General features: G+C 42.3%; 14 protein-coding genes. 12 read left to right on the top strand and 2 right to left on the bottom strand.

Annotated elements, in window-relative coordinates:
* Nucleotides 1-101 precede the first annotated feature (101 nt).
* From DPV92_RS01150 to msbA, 9 genes are all read left to right on the top strand, one after another.
* Nucleotides 102-1,700 carry an ABC transporter substrate-binding protein gene (locus DPV92_RS01150; protein WP_111353284.1) on the top strand — a complete coding sequence of 533 codons (1,599 nt, stop codon included), beginning with the start codon at nt 102-104 and terminating at the stop codon, nt 1,698-1,700.
* Between the two features lie 198 nt (nt 1,701-1,898).
* Nucleotides 1,899-2,852 (top strand): ABC transporter permease, encoded by a 954-nt coding sequence (locus tag DPV92_RS01145; RefSeq protein ID WP_111353283.1) that lies wholly within the window; start codon nt 1,899-1,901, stop codon nt 2,850-2,852.
* Nucleotides 2,852-4,837 carry a dipeptide/oligopeptide/nickel ABC transporter permease/ATP-binding protein gene (locus tag DPV92_RS01140; RefSeq protein WP_111353282.1) on the top strand — a complete coding sequence of 662 codons (1,986 nt, stop codon included), beginning with the start codon at nt 2,852-2,854 and terminating at the stop codon, nt 4,835-4,837. Before DPV92_RS01145 ends, DPV92_RS01140 begins: the two co-directional genes overlap by 1 nt.
* 1 nt (nt 4,838) lies before the next feature.
* Nucleotides 4,839-5,648, top strand: coding sequence for an ABC transporter ATP-binding protein (locus tag DPV92_RS01135; protein WP_005705671.1), 810 nt, complete (start codon nt 4,839-4,841; stop codon nt 5,646-5,648).
* A gap of 146 nt (nt 5,649-5,794) precedes the next feature.
* On the top strand, nt 5,795-7,462 hold the full coding sequence (locus DPV92_RS01130; protein WP_111353281.1) for an FAD-binding protein: 1,668 nt from the start codon (nt 5,795-5,797) through the stop codon (nt 7,460-7,462).
* Nucleotides 7,463-7,625: 163 nt separating this feature from the next.
* Nucleotides 7,626-9,323: a class I SAM-dependent DNA methyltransferase gene (locus DPV92_RS01125; RefSeq protein ID WP_225791945.1), complete on the top strand. Its 1,698-nt coding sequence runs from the start codon at nt 7,626-7,628 to the stop codon at nt 9,321-9,323.
* The gene (locus DPV92_RS01120) at nt 9,316-10,572 is read left to right on the top strand and encodes a restriction endonuclease subunit S (RefSeq protein ID WP_111353280.1); all 1,257 of its coding nucleotides are present in this window, start codon (nt 9,316-9,318) and stop codon (nt 10,570-10,572) included. Before DPV92_RS01125 ends, DPV92_RS01120 begins: the two co-directional genes overlap by 8 nt.
* Nucleotides 10,573-10,892: 320 nt before the next feature.
* A complete protein-coding gene (locus tag DPV92_RS01115) occupies nt 10,893-14,054 on the top strand; it encodes a type I restriction endonuclease subunit R (protein WP_111353279.1) in 3,162 nt (1,053 codons plus the stop codon).
* 312 nt (nt 14,055-14,366) lie between these two features.
* Entirely contained in the window at nt 14,367-16,115 is a 1,749-nt protein-coding gene (gene msbA / locus DPV92_RS01110; RefSeq protein ID WP_111353278.1) for a lipid A ABC transporter ATP-binding protein/permease MsbA, read from the top strand.
* Between the two features lie 77 nt (nt 16,116-16,192).
* On the opposite strand, the gene DPV92_RS09790 is transcribed toward msbA, so the two are convergent.
* Entirely contained in the window at nt 16,193-16,339 is a 147-nt protein-coding gene (locus DPV92_RS09790) for a hypothetical protein (protein WP_192574158.1), read from the bottom strand.
* A gap of 149 nt (nt 16,340-16,488) precedes the next feature.
* Here DPV92_RS09790 and uvrB point away from each other — a divergent pair, with 149 nt between their 5' ends.
* Both uvrB and DPV92_RS01100 read left to right on the top strand, forming a co-directional pair.
* Nucleotides 16,489-18,507 carry an excinuclease ABC subunit UvrB gene (gene uvrB, locus DPV92_RS01105; protein ID WP_111353277.1) on the top strand — a complete coding sequence of 673 codons (2,019 nt, stop codon included), beginning with the start codon at nt 16,489-16,491 and terminating at the stop codon, nt 18,505-18,507.
* Between the two features lie 3 nt (nt 18,508-18,510).
* Nucleotides 18,511-18,921: a hypothetical protein gene (locus tag DPV92_RS01100; protein WP_111353276.1), complete on the top strand. Its 411-nt coding sequence runs from the start codon at nt 18,511-18,513 to the stop codon at nt 18,919-18,921.
* Nucleotides 18,922-19,046: 125 nt separating this feature from the next.
* On the opposite strand, the gene DPV92_RS09785 is transcribed toward DPV92_RS01100, so the two are convergent.
* A complete protein-coding gene (locus DPV92_RS09785; RefSeq protein WP_192574157.1) occupies nt 19,047-19,196 on the bottom strand; it encodes a hypothetical protein in 150 nt (49 codons plus the stop codon).
* Between the two features lie 98 nt (nt 19,197-19,294).
* Between DPV92_RS09785 and DPV92_RS01095 the strand changes: the two genes are divergently transcribed.
* The gene (locus DPV92_RS01095; protein ID WP_111353275.1) at nt 19,295-19,642 is read left to right on the top strand and encodes a hypothetical protein; all 348 of its coding nucleotides are present in this window, start codon (nt 19,295-19,297) and stop codon (nt 19,640-19,642) included.
* The last annotated feature ends 36 nt before the right edge of the window (nt 19,643-19,678 follow it).

Raw genomic sequence — 19,678 nt, 5'->3', positions numbered from 1 at the left:
CTTCATTTTGAAAGAATGAGTTTGCTGGTTGTGTTTTCAGTTTTTTATTAAGAAAACGATAGGAACACAATGAGTTTTTCATCACACACAAGGAGTCTAATATGACTAAATATTGTTCTTCCCTCAATAATGAATCTCGTCGTCATTTCCTTAAAGTTGCAGCGGGTGTTACTGCAGGTTTTGCCTTTAGTGGTTCATTAGGTACATTCGTGCCAAATGCAGTGGCAAGTGGTATTAAAGGTAAAACCATTGAAGCAGGGATCGCATATCCGCTTTCAACCGGTTTTGACCCAATGACATCAAGTGGTGCGTCACCATTCGCGGCAAACTTGCACATTTTTGAAGGTTTGGTGGATTTACACCCTGCAACTCGTGAGCCTTATCTTGCATTAGCAGCGAAAGAACCAGAACAAATTGATGATACCACTTGGCGCGTAACCCTTCGTGAAGGTGCAACCTTCCACGATGGTAAACCAGTTACCGTAGAAGATGTGGTTTATTCATACAATCGTATTATGGACCCTGCGAATAAATCTTTATTCGTGATGTTTATTGATTTCGTTGAAAGCGTGAAAGCGGTGGATGATAAAACCGTTGAATTCAAGCTCAAATATCCATTTGCGTTATTTGCTAAACGCTTAACTATCGTGAAAATTGTACCGAAACACGTGATTGAAGAGGTAGGGCAATCTAAATTTGATGCTCACCCAATCGGTTCTGGCCCATATAAATTCGTTTCAGCTGTCAAAGATGATAAAATCGTGTTTGAAGCTTATGAGCCTTATAACGGTAAATACCCAGCATTAGTGGAAAAAATGTCTTGGTTCTTGTTATCTGATGCGGCAGCACGTGTGACAGCACAAGAATCTAAACGTACACAAGCGATGGAAAGTGTGCCATATCTTGACATTCCACGCTTAAAAGCGAAAAAACAAACCGTTAAATCAGTGCAATCATTCGGCTTGTTATTCTTAATGTTTAACTGCGAAAAAGCACCGTTTGACAATCCAAAAGTACGTCAAGCGTTACACTACGGTTTAGATAGACAAAAATTAGTGGACTTCGTATTCGATGGCAATGCAGAAGCATCAACTTGCTATGTACAAAGCACTCACCCAGATTATATGAAAGCGGCAACGCAATATGAATATAATCCAGAAAAAGCGGTGGCATTGTTAAAAGAAGCAGGTTTAACCGAGCTTAAATTTGAATTACTGTCAACTGACCACGACTGGGTGAAAGAGTGTGCACCGTTAATTTTAGAATCTTGGAATAACATACCAGGCGTGAAAGTGACACTTCAACACTTACAATCTGGTGCATTCTATGCAAACAACGTGGATGTGGGCTCATTTAGTGTGGGGATCGCCCCAGGGGACCCATCTGTATTCGGTGACGACTTAGACTTATTATTAAGCTGGTGGTATCGTGGTGATGTATGGCCGAAACGCCGTTTCCGTTGGAGCAACACGCCTGAATTTTCGAAACTTCAAGGCTTCTTAGATGGTGCAGTGCGTGCGGCAAACCACGAAGAAGCACGCAAACTTTGGAAAGAAGCGTTCGATCTTATCGCGGCTGAAGTGCCACTTTATCCAATCGTTCACCGTAAACTTCCATCTGCGTGGGATGAAAGTAAACTTGAAGGCTATCAACCATTGGCAACAACAGGGGTATCTTTCTTAGGTGTTAGTCGTAAATAATTCGGCAAAATCAACCGCTCTTTACTGTAGGGTGCGTGAAACATCGTTTCACGCACGCATAGCAAATGTCATTTTGATAATACGTGCGTGAATTGTGCCAATTCGCACACCCTACCCACCTAAAGCGGTCAAATTCTTCTTATCTTTTACTAACCTGCCATATATTCTCTATATTCGCAGTGATAACTGGGGAACAACATGGAAATTATACTTCGCTTACTTTTCCGCCGATTGATGGCATTGCCCGTGATGATTTTGGGGGTAACAGCACTTGTATTTGTGGTACTTCAATTCACTCCTGGCGATCCCGCCACTGTTGCATTGGGTGAAAGTGCATCAGAAGCGGCAAAAGAACTTTATCGTGAAAGCCACGGCTTAAATGATCCACTTTTCGTACAATATTTCCGCTTTCTCGGCAATTTATTCTTCTTTGATTTTGGGATGACAATGCCGCCAGAGCTTCCAATTAGCGGTATGATTGCAAAATCGTTCCCAATTACCCTCCAACTTACTTTAATTGGTGTAGTATTTGCTGCGGTGGTTTCATTTACACTTGGTGTGTTAGCGGCACTTTATCGTGACAGCTGGGTAGACCAAGTAATTCGTTTAATCTCTGTGGCAGCAGTCGCAACGCCATCTTTCTGGCTCGGTATTTTACTTATTCAATGGTTCTCGCTTGAACTTGACTGGTTACCTTCTGGTGGTTTTGTACCATTTAGTGAAGATCCAAGCGGTTATGTGCAATCAATGATTTTACCTTCGCTTGCATTAGCCGTGCCTGTGTGTGCGTCTTTAATCCGCGTGGTGCGTACTACAATGGTTGAAGAAATGGATAAAGACTATGTGCGTACTGCAATTGGTAACGGTGTACCATATTCGACCGTGATTCGCTATAACGTGTTACGCAACGCTTTAATTACGCCTGTGACTGTGCTTGGTTTACGCGTGGGCTATTTATTAGGTGGTGCAGTGGTTATCGAACAAATCTTCGACTTACCAGGTATGGGTAAATTGATCTTCAACGGTATCGTGAACCACGACTTAAACTTGGTGCAAGGTGTGGTATTAACTATCGCATTTACATTCGTGATTGTGAATATCATCGTGGATGTCTTGTATGTTCTAATCAACCCTAAAATTCGGAGTCTATAATGTTTCGTCAAGGTTTAGCACAGCGTTTAGCGATGGGCGGAGCACGTTTCAAAGCACTCTCACCCGCTTCAAAAATCGCTTTAGTTTTCTTAGTTTTAGTGGCATTAGTGGCAGTCTTTGCACCTGTGGTAGCAACGCACGATCCATTAGCAGCAATTGCCCGTATGCGTCCACCAAGTGGTGATTTCTTATTTGGAACAGACCGCTTGGGTCGCGATATTTTCTCTCGTATTGTTTATGGTGCACAAACATCACTCTTTATCGGTTTAGGTGCTGTGGGCTGTGCGATTCTCTTTGGGGGCATTCTTGGGGCAACCGCCGCAACCGCAGACCGCTGGGGTAATGAGATCATTATGCGATTGATGGATATCTTGATGGCATTCCCAGGTATCGCATTAGCGGCTGTATTACTTGCTACATTCGGTAACACTGTGCCAGTGATTATCTTCACCATTGCTGTGGTTTATACACCTCAACTTGCTCGTGTAGTGCGTGCAAACGTGGTCTCTCAATGGGATGAAGACTATGTGCGTGCAGAGCGTGTAATCGGCGGTAGCCGCACTTATATCTTACTCAAACACGTAGTTCGCAACACCGCAGCACCTGTATTGGTTTTTGCAACCGTAATGGTAGCAGATGCGATTGTTTTTGAAGCTTCACTCTCTTTCTTAGGTGCAGGCGTACAACCACCACATCCATCTTGGGGTAACGTGTTGTCGGAAGGTCGTAACATCGTGTTAAACGGTGCGTGGTGGGCAACAACCTTTGCGGGCGTGATGATTTTACTCACCGTATTAGCGTTAAATATTCTTGCAGAAGGCTTAACTGATGCATTAGTGAACCCACGTTTGAAAGCAAGCAAAAAATCTGAACATAAATCAGATGAACGCTTATCAACCGATGTACAAGAAGCATTGGGTGAAGGTTTGGCACTGAAACGCTATCTCCTACGCTTACACGATAAAGAAGTTACCCGCACAGACCGTATGCAACTTAACAGCAATGCGAAACCAATTTTACAAGTGAAAAACTTGTCGATTCGTTTCCCAAATCGTTATGGTGACATTCCTCTTGTGGATAACATCAGCTTTACCGTAAACGAAGGTGAAACGATGGGATTGGTGGGCGAATCTGGTTGTGGTAAATCGATTACAGCGTTCTCCATTATGGGCTTGTTACCGAAAACTGCGAAAATCACGGGCGAAATTCTTTTCACCGACCGCAGCGGCAAACAACATAGCTTGTTAAATTCAAACAATTTAGCGGATCTACGCGGTACAGAAATCGCGATGATTTACCAAGACTCTTTGAGTGCATTAAATCCATCAATGCGTATCAAAGATCAAATGAACCAATTGATTAAACGTGGTAGTAAACATACCGCTGAAAAATTGTTGGAATGGGTACACTTAGATCCAAGCAAAGTGTTGAACCGCTATCCGCACGAATTATCTGGTGGACAACGCCAACGCGTGGTAATCGCAATGGCATTAACCCGTGAACCGAAACTCTTAATTGCGGACGAACCAACCACTGCATTAGACGTAACTGTTCAAGCAGAAGTGGTGAAATTGCTCAACGAATTGCGTGAAAAACTCGGCTTTGCGATGGTATTCGTGAGCCACGATTTAGCCTTAGTCGCACAACTTGCACACTCCATCACCGTAATGTATGCAGGTCAAGTGGTGGAAACTGCGCCGACATCATCCTTATTGGCACATCCAACCCACGAATATACCCAAGGTTTATTAGGTTCTGTGCTTTCAACCGAAGTGCGTGCGGAACGCTTATACCAAATTCCTGGTAGCGTACCATCTCCATACGACTTCGCCACTGGCGACCGCTTCGCAAGCCGTTCATTACGCCCAGAAGCTGATCCGAACCAAAAACTCGTATTAACGCCACTCGAAGGCGATGTACAACACCTATGGGCTTCGCATTTAGCAGGCAAAGCAGCTGAAACTAAAGTCGCAAGTGAGGCATAAGATGAGCAGTATCAAAGTAATCAAAGAACAAAACATCATCGACTTAGAGAACATTGTGGTGCAATTCCCTTCTCGCGACGGCTCGTTGTTTAACCGCAAAAAATTCACCGCCGTGAATAACGTTTCTTTAGGTATTAAAGCAGGCGAAACCATCGGCTTGGTGGGCGAATCTGGTTGCGGTAAATCAACGCTGGCGAATGTGATGATCGGTCTTTTAAAACCGACTTCAGGCACGGTAAAATTTAATGGCTTACAAATGGAATATGGCAGCTCAGAAGCGCGTAAACGTTTTGGTCGCCAAGTCTCTGTGATTTTCCAAGACCCAGCCACTGCGTTAAACCCACGGATGAAAGTGTTGGATATTTTGAAAGATCCGATGGATATTCATAATATTCTGCAACCACACGAACGCGAAAAACGCGTGTATGAACTGCTTTCACGCGTAGGGCTTCCACGCTCTGCCGCAGCGGTTGAGCCAACGCGCTTATCTGGTGGTCAGAAACAACGTGTCGCGATCGCTCGTGCCTTAGCGTTAAATCCAAGCCTGATTGTGGCTGATGAACCGACTTCCGCACTCGATGTTTCTGTTCGTGCTCAAGTACTAAACTTATTGGCAGACTTGAAAAAAGAACTCAACCTTGCCATGGTGTTTATCTCTCACGACATCCAAACTGTCCGCCAAGTATCTGACCGCATTGTAGTAATGAACGGCGGTAAAATTATGGAAACAGGCACTACCGCAGAAATTTTTGAAAACCCAACGATTGACTACACCAAAAAATTACTCGGTGCAGCACCATCATTGTTGTAATTGATTGCAAAAATTTTTGCAAATTTGACCGCTCTTCAGAGTGAATAACAGGCGAGGAAACTCGCCTGAGTTTTTTCAAGATGTTGATGTTTAAAGAATAACCCCCTCTTTAGCAAAGCGGGGGCTAGTAAGAGGATAAATCTATAATGCCCAACATCCAAATTACCCAAACCCTTAAAACCGATCTCCTTATCGTAGGCTCAGGCATTGGCGGCTTGAGCTGTTCCGTTGAAGCTCACAAAAAAGGCATCAATCACATTCTTATCACTAAAACCCAACTTGGGTCTGGGGCAAGTTTTTTTCCACTGAAAGCAAGCCTTGGTATTCAAGTGACAGGCGATGAGCACGATAAAGCCTTATTCCAGCAAGATATTGAACGTGTGGCACAAGGAATGAACAACCCTGAAATCGTCAAAGCCTATATTGAAGATTCACCGCAAGCGGTTGAATTATTGAATGAAATTGGTTTCTGTCCGTGGAAACGTAACGATAACCGCCCCGCTTGTTTTGCCGAATATCCTCGCCCGATTTATCTGATTAATGAATGGCAAAAAGCACGTAAAAATGCGGAGGCGATTATTGCTCAACAAAATACGACGACGTTGTTTGAAAATGCTAGTCTTGTACATATTGCAACTGAAAATCATCGCGTAGTAGGGGCGGTTTTTGCTTACCAAAACCCAGAAAAGAGCGGTCGAAAAATCGTTTATTTTTACGTGCAAACTTCCGCCATTATTCTTGCCAGCGGTGGCATTGCCGGGCTTTATAAAGATAATCTTTACCCTGCTGATGTGATTGGCTCTACCCATTTTCTTGCTTTACAAGCAGGAGCTAGACTGACTAATTTAGAGTTTATTCAGTTTATTCCTTCGTTTATTGCCCCGAAATACAAAGTGCTGTTTGGCGAACATACGCTGAAATATTGCACTGCAGTAACGGATAAAAACGGCAACTCATTATTCCCTGATTTATCGGCAGAAGAATTTGCTCAAATGATGGCTGAACGCAGTGCCTATGCACCATTTTCGGTCGATTTTGACTGCGTAAAATTCGACTTACGCATTATGCAATATCTGCTCGAAAATCCAGAAGAACAGGGCGTTTATTTGCACTATTCGTCAAAACTTTACCAAGATCAAACAGAGTTCTACCGCGTTTATTTAGATTGGTTAAAAGCTGATGCGGGAATCGATTTATTAACTGATCGCGTGTCGATTGCACCATTCGCTCACAGCTGCAACGGAGGCATTGAAATTGACACCAACGCAGAAAGTGCGGTGCAAGGCTTGTTTGCAGTGGGAGAAGTCTCTTCTTGTATTGAGGGAGCAAACCGCTTAGGTGGCAATTCTGTTGGAGGAAGTTTAGTATTTGCCAAACGTGCAATGGCAAAAATTCAGCAAGATTTAACCGCTTGCCAAGATGCAACGATAGACGAACAAGCGGTCGAAAATGCTAAAATTTTTGCAGAACAGGCATTAAACCGTTTACATAATGAAAATGCAGATAGCACGCTTACCGCTTCGCAAGTGCTGAGCGACATTCGCCAAGCAATGACTAAATTTGCCAATGTTTATCGTACTGAAGAGAATCTTTGTAAATTACAAGAAAAATTAGCTCGCTTGGAGCGGGACTTTGACCCGATAGAAAACGCTGATTTTCAAGGTATTGAAATTTTCTACGGCTTAAAAACGGCTCAAGCAGTGGTGAATGCGATGTTAGCGCGGAAAGAGAGTAGAGGGGCTCATTATCGGGCAGATTATCCAGAAAAAAGTGAGAGAAGTTATCGCCAAATGACGAGTAAAATGATAAATTAGGCGAAAAATCAAACAATAGGCTAAAGTGCGTAATAGTCTATATCTACCCAAGAATTTCGGGTAGAATAGCACATTTTTGTAGGGTGGAAACACCTTACAAATTTTAATCAATTAAACCATAAATTATTGTTTTTATTTATCTTTTTTAGGGATTTGTAGTATAATGACAAACGACAAACGACAAACGACAAACGACAAACGACAAACGACAAACGACAAATCTGGTGACCAGATCCTCGCTCAGTCATTTTTAAACGATTTAGACGAAAAACTTTGGTCATCTGCCGATAAACTCCGCCAACAACTAGATGCAGCCAATTATAAACATATCGTTCTTGGTCTTATCTTTTTAAAATACATTTCTGATAATTTCACCCATCAACAGGAAAAAATTCAGGCGGAACTCTCCGATGTTGAAAACCCACTCTATCTTGACCGCACTTTTTTTGATACTGAAGAAGAGTATCAAGAAGCCTTAACCGCTGAACTGGAAAACCGTGATTATTACACCGCGGATAACGTATTTTGGGTGCCAGCTTCTGCACGTTGGCAAGCCTTACAAGAAGTCTCTATTCTCAACACTGGGGCAGAATTGCCTTGGGGAGGGAAATTTTCCGGCGTCGCCAAACTGATTGACGATGCCTTCGATGCCATTGAAAAAGACAACGAAAAACTCAAAGGCGTACTCCAACGCATCAGCGGCTATGCCGTGAACGAAGACACCCTGCGCGGGCTAATTATCCTTTTCTCCGATACTAACTTTACCCGTCCGACTTACAACGGCGAGCCCGTGCATTTAGGCGCAAAAGACATTCTCGGCCACGTTTACGAATACTTCCTCGGTCGCTTTGCCCAAGCAGAAGGCAAACGCGGCGGGCAATATTTCACGCCGAAATCCATTGTTTCCCTGATTGTCGAAATGCTCGAGCCATACTCCGGCCGCGTGTATGACCCAGCTATGGGCAGCGGCGGCTTTTTCGTGCAAACCGAACGCTTTATTACCGCCCATCAAGGCAACATCAACAACGTTTCCATCTATGGGCAAGAATTCAACCCAACCACTTGGAAACTCGCCGCCATGAATATGGCGATTCGCGGCATTGATTACGACTTCGGCAAACACAACGCCGATACATTGCAAACTCCAAAACATATGCATATGAAGATGGATTTTATTATGGCGAATCCGCCTTTTAATGCTAAAGAATGGTGGAGTGAATCTTTGGCTAATGATGAACGTTGGGCATACGGCATACCACCTGAAGGCAACGCAAACTATGCGTGGATTCAACATATGATTTACCACCTTTCACCGAATGGACGAATGGGATTGGTTTTAGCTAATGGCTCAATGAGTAGCCAAACTAACTCTGAGGGAAAAATCCGAAAAGCAATAATAGAAGCTGATTTAGTAGAAGCAATGGTTGCTTTGCCTGCCCAATTATTTACAAACGTACAAATCCCCGCCTGCATTTGGTTCTTAAACCGCAACAAGGCACGCAAAGGCGAGGTGCTATTTATCGATGCACGCCAAATCGGCTATATGAAAGACCGCGTATTGCGTGATTTCACTGAGGAAGACATCGCTAAAATCGCCGACACCTTCCACGCATGGCAAACTTCAGACGGCTACGAAGACCAAGCTGCTTTCTGCCAATCCGCTACTTTAGAAGAAATTAAAGACAACTACTTCGTCCTCACACCAGGACGCTATGTCGGCACCGCAGAACAAGAAGATGACGGCGTACCATTTGCAGAAAAAATGCAAAATCTGACCGCTCTTTTAAAGGAGCAATTTGCGAAAAGTGCGGAATTGGAAGCGGAGATTAAAAAGAATTTAGGGGGATTGGGGTATGAGTAACTTAGGGCAACACCTGAAATTTTCTAATGGAAAAACTTCACCAAACAGAACTGATACTGGTTTTTATCCTGTCTATGGGGCTAACGGAATAATTGGTTATTCATCTGAATATAACTCTGATGAAAATACAATTATTATTGGAAGAGTTGGCTCATATTGTGGAAGTGTACATTTTTCAGATAAGAAATGTTGGGTAACAGATAATGCAATATCTGCAAGAAGTATGAATTTAAAAGAAAGTATTTTTTGGTTTTATTATTTAAAATCCTTAAATTTAAATAGCATGCGTGTAGGATCTGGCCAACCTCTTTTAAATCAAACTATTTTAAAATCTATTTCTCTTCCTGATTTAAATATCAACAAAATAAAAGTTGGGGAAATTTTGCTTAGTTTTGACCAAAAAATAGATCTCAACACCCAAATCAACCAAACCTTGGAACAAATCGCCCAAGCCCTGTTTAAAAGCTGGTTTGTCGATTTCGATCCCGTGCGTGTCAAAGTCCTAGCGCTTTCAGACGGACTTAGTCTTGAACAAGCCGAACTTGCCGCCATGCAGGCAATCAGCGGAAAAACACCCGAAGAACTGACCGCACTTTTACAAACACAGCCTGACCGCTACGCCGAACTAGCCGAAACTGCCAAAGCGTTTCCGTGTGAGATGGTGGAGGTTGATGGGGTTGAGGTTCCGAAGGGGTGGGAGGTTAAAGCCTTAGATGAAATTGCAAATTATCAGAATGGTTTAGCATTGCAAAAATTCCGCCCTGAAGATGACGAACCATTTTTACCTGTTGTGAAAATTGCCCAATTAAGACAAGGTTATGCCGACGGTGAAGAGAAAGCTAAAGCAAGTATTAAGCCTGAATGTATTATTGATAATGGCGATGTGATTTTTTCTTGGTCAGGAAGTTTATTAGTGGATATTTGGTGTGGTGGAAAAGCTGCACTAAACCAACATCTATTTAAAGTCACATCTAAAAGATATCCTAAATGGTTTTACTATTTTTATACCAAATATCATTTAGCTGAATTTCAGCGTATTGCCTACGACAAAGCCGTAACAATGGGGCATATTAAACGTGAGCATTTATCTGCTGCAAAATGCATCGTGCCAAATGACGAATTATTAGCAAATAAAACATTAGAAAATATTTTAGGAAAAATTATTTTTAATAGGCTGGAAAATTTCAATCTTCAAAACACAAGAGATTTATTATTGCCTAGATTGTTGAATGGAGAAATGCAATTATGATGAATTGGGTGCTTGAATTTGAGCAAATAGAATACGAGTGCTTGATAGATACGCTCTGATTTATTACGAGGTTGATTTCACTTCTGCCAAATCTCCCCTACCCCTCTTTGCTAAAGAGGGGGATTTATTCAGAGATTTATTGACTGCAAGCGGTCGGATTAACAGAAAATTTTGCCAATGAAAAACACCTAAACTAAAACTACGCTCAATACCATTCCCCTCTTTAGCAAAGAGGGGTAGGGGAGATTTGGCAATATCAATAAACGAAGAAATTAATCCATTAGCTCCCCAAAGACAGCAAATACACAAAAGGAACACCTATGCTCAACGAAAACGACATCGAACAACTCACCCTTCAACGCCTGCAATCCCTCGGTTGGGAATATCGCTATGGTAAAGACTTACCCGTTCATGAGGGCGCGTTTGCCCGTGGCGATTTGGGCAGCGTAGTTTTTATTGAGCAACTGCGTGAGGCGGTGCGTAAACTCAACCCGCAGCTGCCTGAAAGTGCGGTTGATTCTGTGGTGAAATCGGCAACGAAAAGTGATATTGGTGACTTGGTGGTGCGAAATCAGGCGTTTTATAAGCTGTTGCGTGATGGCGTGCGGGTGGAATATACGCAAAACGGTGAGCAAAAAATCGAGATGGTGCGTTTGGTAGATTTCGAGCATTGGGGAAACAACCGTTTTGTTGCCGTCAATCAGCTGGAAATCCGCAGCCGTAAAGGCGGTAAACGAATTCCCGATATTATCGGCTTTGTAAATGGTCTTCCCTTAGTGGTATTTGAGCTTAAAAATCCGTTGCGTGAATCGGCAGATTTGTTACAGGCGTTTAATCAGTTTGAAACCTATAAAGATGAAATTGCCGAGCTGTTTGTTTACAACCAAACCCTGATTATTTCAGACGGTATTGCCGCACGTTTGGGCTCGCTTTCGGCAGATTTCCAACGCTTTACGCCGTGGAAAGTAGTCGATGAAAAAAATAAAAGTGCGCGCTTATATTTTGATGATGAATTGCAAAGCCTGCTTAATGGCTTGCTGAAGCCTGAGGATTTATTGGACTATATCCGCTATTTCGTCTTATTTGAGCGGGATTCCAACGGTAAAACCATTAAAAAAATCGCGGCGTACCATCAATATTACGGTGTAAATGAGGCGGTAGATTCCACCATTTGGGCGACATCAGAAAAAGGCGACCGCCGCATTGGCGTGATGTGGCATACGCAGGGTTCGGGTAAATCGATTTCCATGTTGTTTTATGCAGGCAAACTGCTTGCTCAGCCTGAATTGAAAAATCCCACCATTGTGGTGGTTACCGACCGCAACGATTTGGACGGTCAGCTTTTCCAAACCTTTTCTTCAGGCAAAGATTTAATCAAACAAACACCGCAACAAGTGGAAGACCGCGATCAACTGCGCCAACTGCTCGCACAAAATGAAGTCGGCGGCGTGTTTTTTACTACGATTCAGAAATTCGCCTTAAATGAGGAAGAAAGCCGCTTCCCTGTTTTAAATGAGCGCAGCAATATTATTGTAATCAGCGATGAGGCACACCGCAGCCAATACGGTTTTACCCAAAAACTGCATAACGGCAAATTTCAGGCAGGCTACGCCCGCCATTTACGCGATGCTCTGCCTAATGCTTCATTTATCGGTTTTACTGGCACGCCAATTAGCTTAGAAGATAAGGACACGCAAGATGTATTCGGGCGTTATGTGTCGATTTATGACTTGCAAGACGCAGTGGAAGACGGTGCAACGGTGCCGATTGTGTATGAAGCACGCCAAATCCGCTTAAACGAAAAAGAACACGATGAGCTATTCAAAGAAATTGATGAGCTTCTGGAAGAGGAGCGATCCCCTGCCCTGCGGTTGCAGGAAAAATTGCTAGGGTCGCAAGCCCGCTTGGCTGATTTAGCCGCAGATTTTGTGCAGCATTTTGCCAAACGAAATGAAGTCATCGACAGCAAAGCGATGATAGTGGTTTCCAGCCGTCAGATTTGCGTGGACTTATACAATGAAATCATCAAACTGCGCCCTAAATGGCATTCGGACAATATTAACGAAGGGGCGATTAAAATTGTGATGACGGGTTCTGCTTCCGATGCGCCGGAAATGCAGAAACACGTTTACAGTAAACAGGAAAAACAAACGCTGGAACGCCGCTTTAAAGACCCGAATGATCCGCTGAAAGTGGTGATTGTGCGCGATATGTGGCTCACAGGCTTTGATGCGCCTTGTTGTAATACGATGTATATCGACAAGCCGATGCAGGGGCATAACCTGATGCAGGCGATTGCACGGGTTAACCGTGTATTCCGTAATAAGAGCCGAGAAAATGGCGGCTTGATTGTGGATTATGTAGGTATTGCTGACAAGCTCAGAGAAGCCACCCAACAATATACTAACTCGCAAGGCAAGGGCAAGCTGACGGATAACGTGATTGATGTATTCTTTAAAATGAAAGAGCATTTGGAGTTTGTCCGCAGCCTGTTTGCAACGCCAGTTGAAGGAAAAACTTTTGATGTTCAGACTGCCTTAGAAAAGGATAATCCGAATGATCTTTTGATGGCGATTCGTTTTGCTGCCAACCATATTTTGAGCCTCGATCAATTACCGTTTGATGGCAAAGCACACGAGCAACATTGGTTTAATAAAAAAGAAACCGAGCCACGCAAAAAAGCCTTTTTGAAAGCGGCGGGATTGGTGAAAAAAGGCTATATGCTGTGCGGCTCATTGGCTGAAGTTGAACCGTATAACCAAGAAATAGCCTTTTATGATGCCGTACGGGCAATTTTAACTAAACGTGAACAAAAAGGCACAGGCACAAATGAAAGACAGATTTTATTAAAAAAACTGGTTAATCAAACTGTGTATTCTGAAGGCGTGATTGATTTATTTGATCTGCTAGAAAAACCACAACCACAAATCAGCTTGCTTTCCGAGGAATTTTTACAAACTGTTAAAAATAGCCCAACTAAAAATTTATGGCTTACGGCAATGGAACGTTATTTAGCAAGTGAAATTAAAGTTAAATCAGGAACAAACCTAACCTTGCAAAAAGATTTTGAACAACGTTTGAAGGAAGCATTGAATCAATACCATAACCACAATTTGGGCGTATTAGAGATTTTGGAGGAACTCTTTAAAATGAGCCAAGATTTCCAAGAACGTTTAGCTTTAGGGAAAAAACTAGGATTAACCAAGGAAGAACTTGCCTTCTATGAGGCCCTATCTCAAAATCAAAGTGCAAAAGATTTGATGGGCGATGAAGTGCTTTCTAAACTGGCGAAAGAAATCACGGAAACACTTAGAAAATCGGTCACAATCGACTGGCAATACAAAGAAGCGGTACGGGCAAGAATGCGTATTCTCGTTAAACGCGCCCTACAACGCTACAAATACCCACCTGATCAGGCAGAAGGGGCAGTGGAGTATGTGTTGAAGCAAGCGGAAGAGATTGCGGATGAGTTGAGTGTTTGATAAATATAGCGGTCTGATTTAGCAGAACTTTTGTTGAATCAGACCGTTTGCAATAAGAGTTTGCTCTACTCATCTATGCCGATTTTCAAGGTATCGAAATCCACTAAGCTCTAAAAACTGCGCAAATTATGGCGTAAGTAATGTTGGATTGCAAAGAGAGCAGAGTGTCGCATTATCGGGCGGATTGTCCAGAAAAAAAGTGAGAGAATTGTTTGGCAGAGAGTGAAACTTTAGATGAAAAATAGGGGCGGTTTGGTGAAAACGCAAATTCAGAGTACAATACGCCCGATTTTCCTTACTAAATAAAGAATTATGCAAGAAAAAGATCTTTCAACATTCAAGACGTTTAAGCGTTTATTCCCAACCATTAGCCAATATAAATGGGGCTTGATTGTTGGGGCTATAGCGTTGGTGCTCAATGCTTTGGTCGATTCAGGACTGATTTATCTGCTTAAACCGTTACTGGATGAGGGCTTTGGTCAAGCCGATCACGGCTTTTTAAAATTGATGGCGGTGTTAGTGGTGCTGTTCATCCTCGTGCGTGGTATCACAAACTATGTCGCAAGTTACTGCTTGGCGTGGGTGTCGGGCAAAGTGGTGATGACGCTTCGCCGCAATATTTTCCAGCATTTGATGTATATGCCAGTGAACTATTTTGATCAGAACCCTGTTGGTCGCTCGCTTTCACGCGTTACTTACGATACGGAAATGGTAGCAAACTCCTCTTCACATGTGTTGGTCACGATTGTGCGTGAAGGCGTTTATTTGATCTCGCTTTTTGTGGTGATGATCTATACAAGCTGGCAACTTTCAGTGGTACTTTTCGTGCTTGCACCGATTATTGGTGCATTGATCGCTATCGTTTCTCGTCGTTTCCGTCAGTTAAGCCGCAACATTCAAAGTTCAATGGGCGATCTGACCGTAACCACAGAACAGATGCTAAAAGGGCACAAAGAGGTGATCTCTTTTGGTGGACAGCAAGTTGAAAAAGAACGTTTTGAACGCGTGAGTAACGATATGCGTTTGAAAGGGATGAAAGTGATCTCTGCCGATGGGATTTCAGATGGTTTAGTGCAGCTTATTGCTTCTTTTGCATTGTCAGCAGTGCTTTATCTTTCGACGGTAAAAGGCTTAGATATCGAGGATTTAACCGCAGGTTCATTCACGGTAGTGTTCTCTTCAATGATGGCAATGTTGCGCCCGCTGAAATCACTGACTAATGTGAACTCACAGTTCCAACGAGGAATGGCGGCGTGTCAAACGCTGTTTGAATTTTTAGATTTACCGACAGAAGAAGATAAAGGCAAGGTTGAAATTGAGCGTGCCAAAGGCAATGTTGAGTTTAAAAATGTTTCTTTCACTTATGAAGGTAAAGAGAAACCAGCATTAAATCAGATCTCATTTAGCATTCCTAAAGGTAAAACTGTGGCATTGGTGGGGCGTTCTGGTTCAGGTAAATCGACGATTGCCAACCTTTTAACCCGTTTTTATAACGTTGATTCAGGCGAGATTTTGCTTGATGGTGTGAATATTCAAGATTACACGTTAGCGAATTTACGTGAACAATGTTCGATTGTCTCGCAACAGGTACATCTATTTAACGACACGATTGCTAATAATATTGCCTATGCGGCAACCGACAAATTCTCTCGTGAAGAGATTATTCAGGCAGCCAAAGCAGCACATGCAATGGAATTTATTGAAAAATTGGATGATGGTTTAGATACCGTTATTGGCGAAAATGGGGCGAGTCTTTCAGGTGGACAACGCCAGCGTTTAGCAATTGCCCGTGCGTTATTGCGTAATTCGCCCGTGTTGGTGTTGGATGAAGCGACTTCAGCATTAGATACCGAATCAGAACGCGCAATTCAATCTGCCTTGGCTGAGTTGCAAAAAGACAAAACCGTGCTTGTGATTGCACACCGTTTATCAACAATTGAAAAAGCGGATGAAATTTTGGTGGTCGATCAGGGTAAGATTGTTGAACGTGGCTCTCATAGCGAATTGATGGCACTTGATGGTGCTTATAAGCAACTTCATAAATTGCAATTTGGGGCGTAAGTAAGTTGCTTATCTAAACTGAAAGGCATATAGGAAAAAAGAAAACCTCGCAAATCATGTAGATTGCGAGGTTTTTTCTATGGATTAAGTGAAAAAGATTTATCTGTTGTGCTATAACGAATGCCTGAATGTGAGCCTTCCGCGCCGTTAAAATAGATATTTTTCGATTGCGAGCAAGCTGTGATTGCCAACACGCTTACTAAAAGTAACACCACTTTTTTCATAAAACCGCCTATAAAGTAAAAGAAGTTGCCATTATAAAGAGTTCCGAGCATTTTGTAAAAATAGGTTGTAAAGAAAAAAATCCCGATAAATTGACCGCTTGATTGTGGTAAGATACCTCACATTTTTACAGTATTCAAAAAGGAAACGTATGAGCAAACAAGGCAAACCTTTTATTCTGCATAGTCCATTTAAACCCTCTGGCGATCAGCCTTCGGCGATTGCCAAATTAACCGAAGGGCTAAATGATGGCTTGGCACATCAAACCCTATTGGGGGTAACAGGTTCAGGTAAAACCTTTACCATTGCCAACGTAATTGCCCAGTTAAACCGCCCCGCAATGTTGCTTGCTCCAAATAAAACCCTTGCTGCTCAACTTTATGCGGAAATGAAAGCCTTTTTCCCCGAAAATGCGGTGGAATACTTTGTTTCTTACTACGATTATTACCAGCCAGAAGCTTATGTCCCAAGCAGCGATACTTTTATCGAAAAAGATGCATCGATCAACGAACAGATCGAGCAGATGCGACTTTCTGCCACCAAATCTTTCCTTGAACGTCGCGACACTATTGTAGTGGCTTCCGTTTCCGCTATTTACGGCTTGGGGGATGTGGGAGCTTATATGCAGATGATGTTGCATCTGCAAGTGGGCGATATTATCGACCAACGCACCATTCTTTCCCTCCTTGCTGAATTGCAATATACCCGAAACGACCAAGCCTTCCAGCGTTCAACCTTCCGTGTTCGCGGTGAGGTGATTGATATTTTCCCTGCGGAATCGGACGAGGTAGCTTTGCGTGTGGAATTGTTTGATGACGAGATCGAAAACCTTTCGCTGTTTGATCCGCTCACTGGGCATTATTTGGGGCGTGTACCGCGTTACACCATCTACCCGAAAACGCACTATGTAACGCCTCGAGAACGCATTTTAGAAGCAATTGAGCAGATTAAAGCAGAGTTGGTGGAACGTCGCGAATACTTCATCAAAGAGAATAAATTACTGGAAGAGCAGCGCATTACCCAGCGCACCCAGTTTGATATCGAAATGATGAATGAACTCGGTTATTGCTCGGGTATTGAAAACTACTCCCGCTATCTCTCGGGTAGAAAAGAGGGTGAACCACCCCCGACCTTGTTTGATTATATGCCAACAGATGGTATTTTGGTGATTGATGAATCGCATGTTACCGTGCCACAAATTGGCGGTATGTATCGTGGCGACCGAGCTCGAAAAGAAACGCTCGTGCAATACGGTTTCCGTCTACCTTCAGCACTGGATAACCGCCCGCTCAAATTTGAAGAGTTTGAACAGCTTTCTCCACAAACGATTTACGTTTCTGCGACCCCAGGGGCTTATGAATTAGAGAAAAATCCTGATGTGGTGGATCAAGTGGTGCGCCCAACGGGCTTACTTGATCCGATCATCGAAGTGCGCCCAGTAGCAACCCAAGTAGACGATTTACTTTCCGAAATTCATAAGCGAGTAGCGGTGGACGAACGAGTTTTAGTTACCACACTCACCAAAAAAATGGCGGAAGATTTAACCGATTATTTGGACGAACACGGCGTACGTGTGCGTTATTTGCATAGCGACATCGACACCGTCGAGCGGGTGGAAATTATCCACGATTTGCGAATGGGGATGTTCGATGTGCTAGTTGGTATCAACTTATTACGAGAAGGCTTGGATATGCCCGAAGTCTCATTGGTAGCGATTTTAGATGCTGACAAAGAGGGCTTCTTACGCTCCGAACGTTCGCTTATTCAAACCATCGGGCGTGCCGCACGTAACCTCAACGGCAAAGCGATTCTCTATGGCGACCGCATCACCAACTCGATGCAAAAAGCGATTACCGAAACCGAACGCCGCCGCGAGAAACAGATGAAATACAACGAAGAACGTGGCATCGTCCCACAAGCGTTAAACAAAAAAGTGGGAGAACTGCTCGACATTGGTCAAACCGACAAACCAAAACGCGGCAAAAAATCTGCAAAAGTGTCTGAAAATTCCACCGCTTCCTACACACCTAAATCGCGTAAGGAACTGGAAAAAGAACTCAAACAGCTCGAACAACAAATGCGAGATTTTGCGAAGGATCTGGAATTTGAAAAAGCCGCTGCGGTGAGGGATAATATTAGGCAATTGAAGGAGCATTTGTTGGAGGTTTAGCTCATGAAAATTGAATGTCCATACTGTCAGAATAATACTAGTATTGAATATGCGGAACATATTTGCTGTAATCATTGCAAACGTTCTTTAAAAGATTATGACTATAAACCTATTAAAAATAAACAGATAGCATTATTAGCTGCTAGTTTAGTTGCTGGAGGTGCAATTACTGGATATCTTATTGAAGATGCTTTCGATCAAATACGATATAGTCCGCAATTTGAATATCAAATAATCACTCAATGTGCAAATCCTCAAAATCGTAGTTATTTACGGGAAAGCATATTACAAAACAATATTTTTATTTGTTCATGTGCGTTAGAAAAAACAATTAAAAATGTTGGTTATAAGGAAAGAATAGATCAAGAATTTCGAGTAAGTTTTGAAAAAAGTTTAAGAGCATGCGAAAGATAGGCTCTATTACTAGAGCCTACAGAATGGGATTATTTTCTAGGTGGATTATTACCACGTCCTTTCCCTGAAGGATTGCCAGTTTTGCTTGGCGCATTCTCTAAAAATGTAGTTTTCATAATGCTTCCTTATTTTTTGATTTGTTTAGGCTTTTTATCTCTAGGATTATTTGGATTTAGCTGATTAGCATGATTATCCTGGGCTTTTTGGTATTTATCGCTAGTAGGATTTAACTGGTTAGCATGATGATCTAATTGTTTTTGAGTTTGTTGAGACATACAAGTTTCCTTTATTTGTGTATATAAGATTGTTTCTGAAGCGTTTTAACTTCATTACTATCTATTCTAGAGATTGAAATGGGACAATTTGGGACAAAATGAAAAAGTTAGAAGAAAATGAAGAAATAGCAGACTTAGTAAATGAATTAAGACAGCTTTTGGAAGATGTAGGTTGGAGTAAAACTGATTTAGCTAAGAAAGTAGCACAACAAGATCCTGATACTGATGAAAATTCAGAATATGAGGTTATCCGAAAACTTTTTAATCGCCCACCGACTAAAAGTAAAGATAGATTAAACAAATATATTCGGTTTATTGTTGATCATAGAGAAAATAAGAGAAAAAACTTTTATAAAATTATCTGCCTTTCTTCAATAAATGAACAAGCAAAAGATTTTTTAAATGAAATTCGGGAAATTTCTTTAGAGAGCTTTAAGAATAATTAAATGATAATTTTAAGTTTAATTTACGATAACATCTTA

Origin of the sequence: Pseudohaemophilus paraphrohaemolyticus (genome assembly GCF_003253115.1) — a bacterium.
GTDB lineage: Bacteria > Pseudomonadota > Gammaproteobacteria > Enterobacterales > Pasteurellaceae > Haemophilus_A > Haemophilus_A paraphrohaemolyticus_A.
Note: the sequence above shows the minus strand (reverse complement) of the source record. Positions and strands in the feature narration are given on the sequence as shown.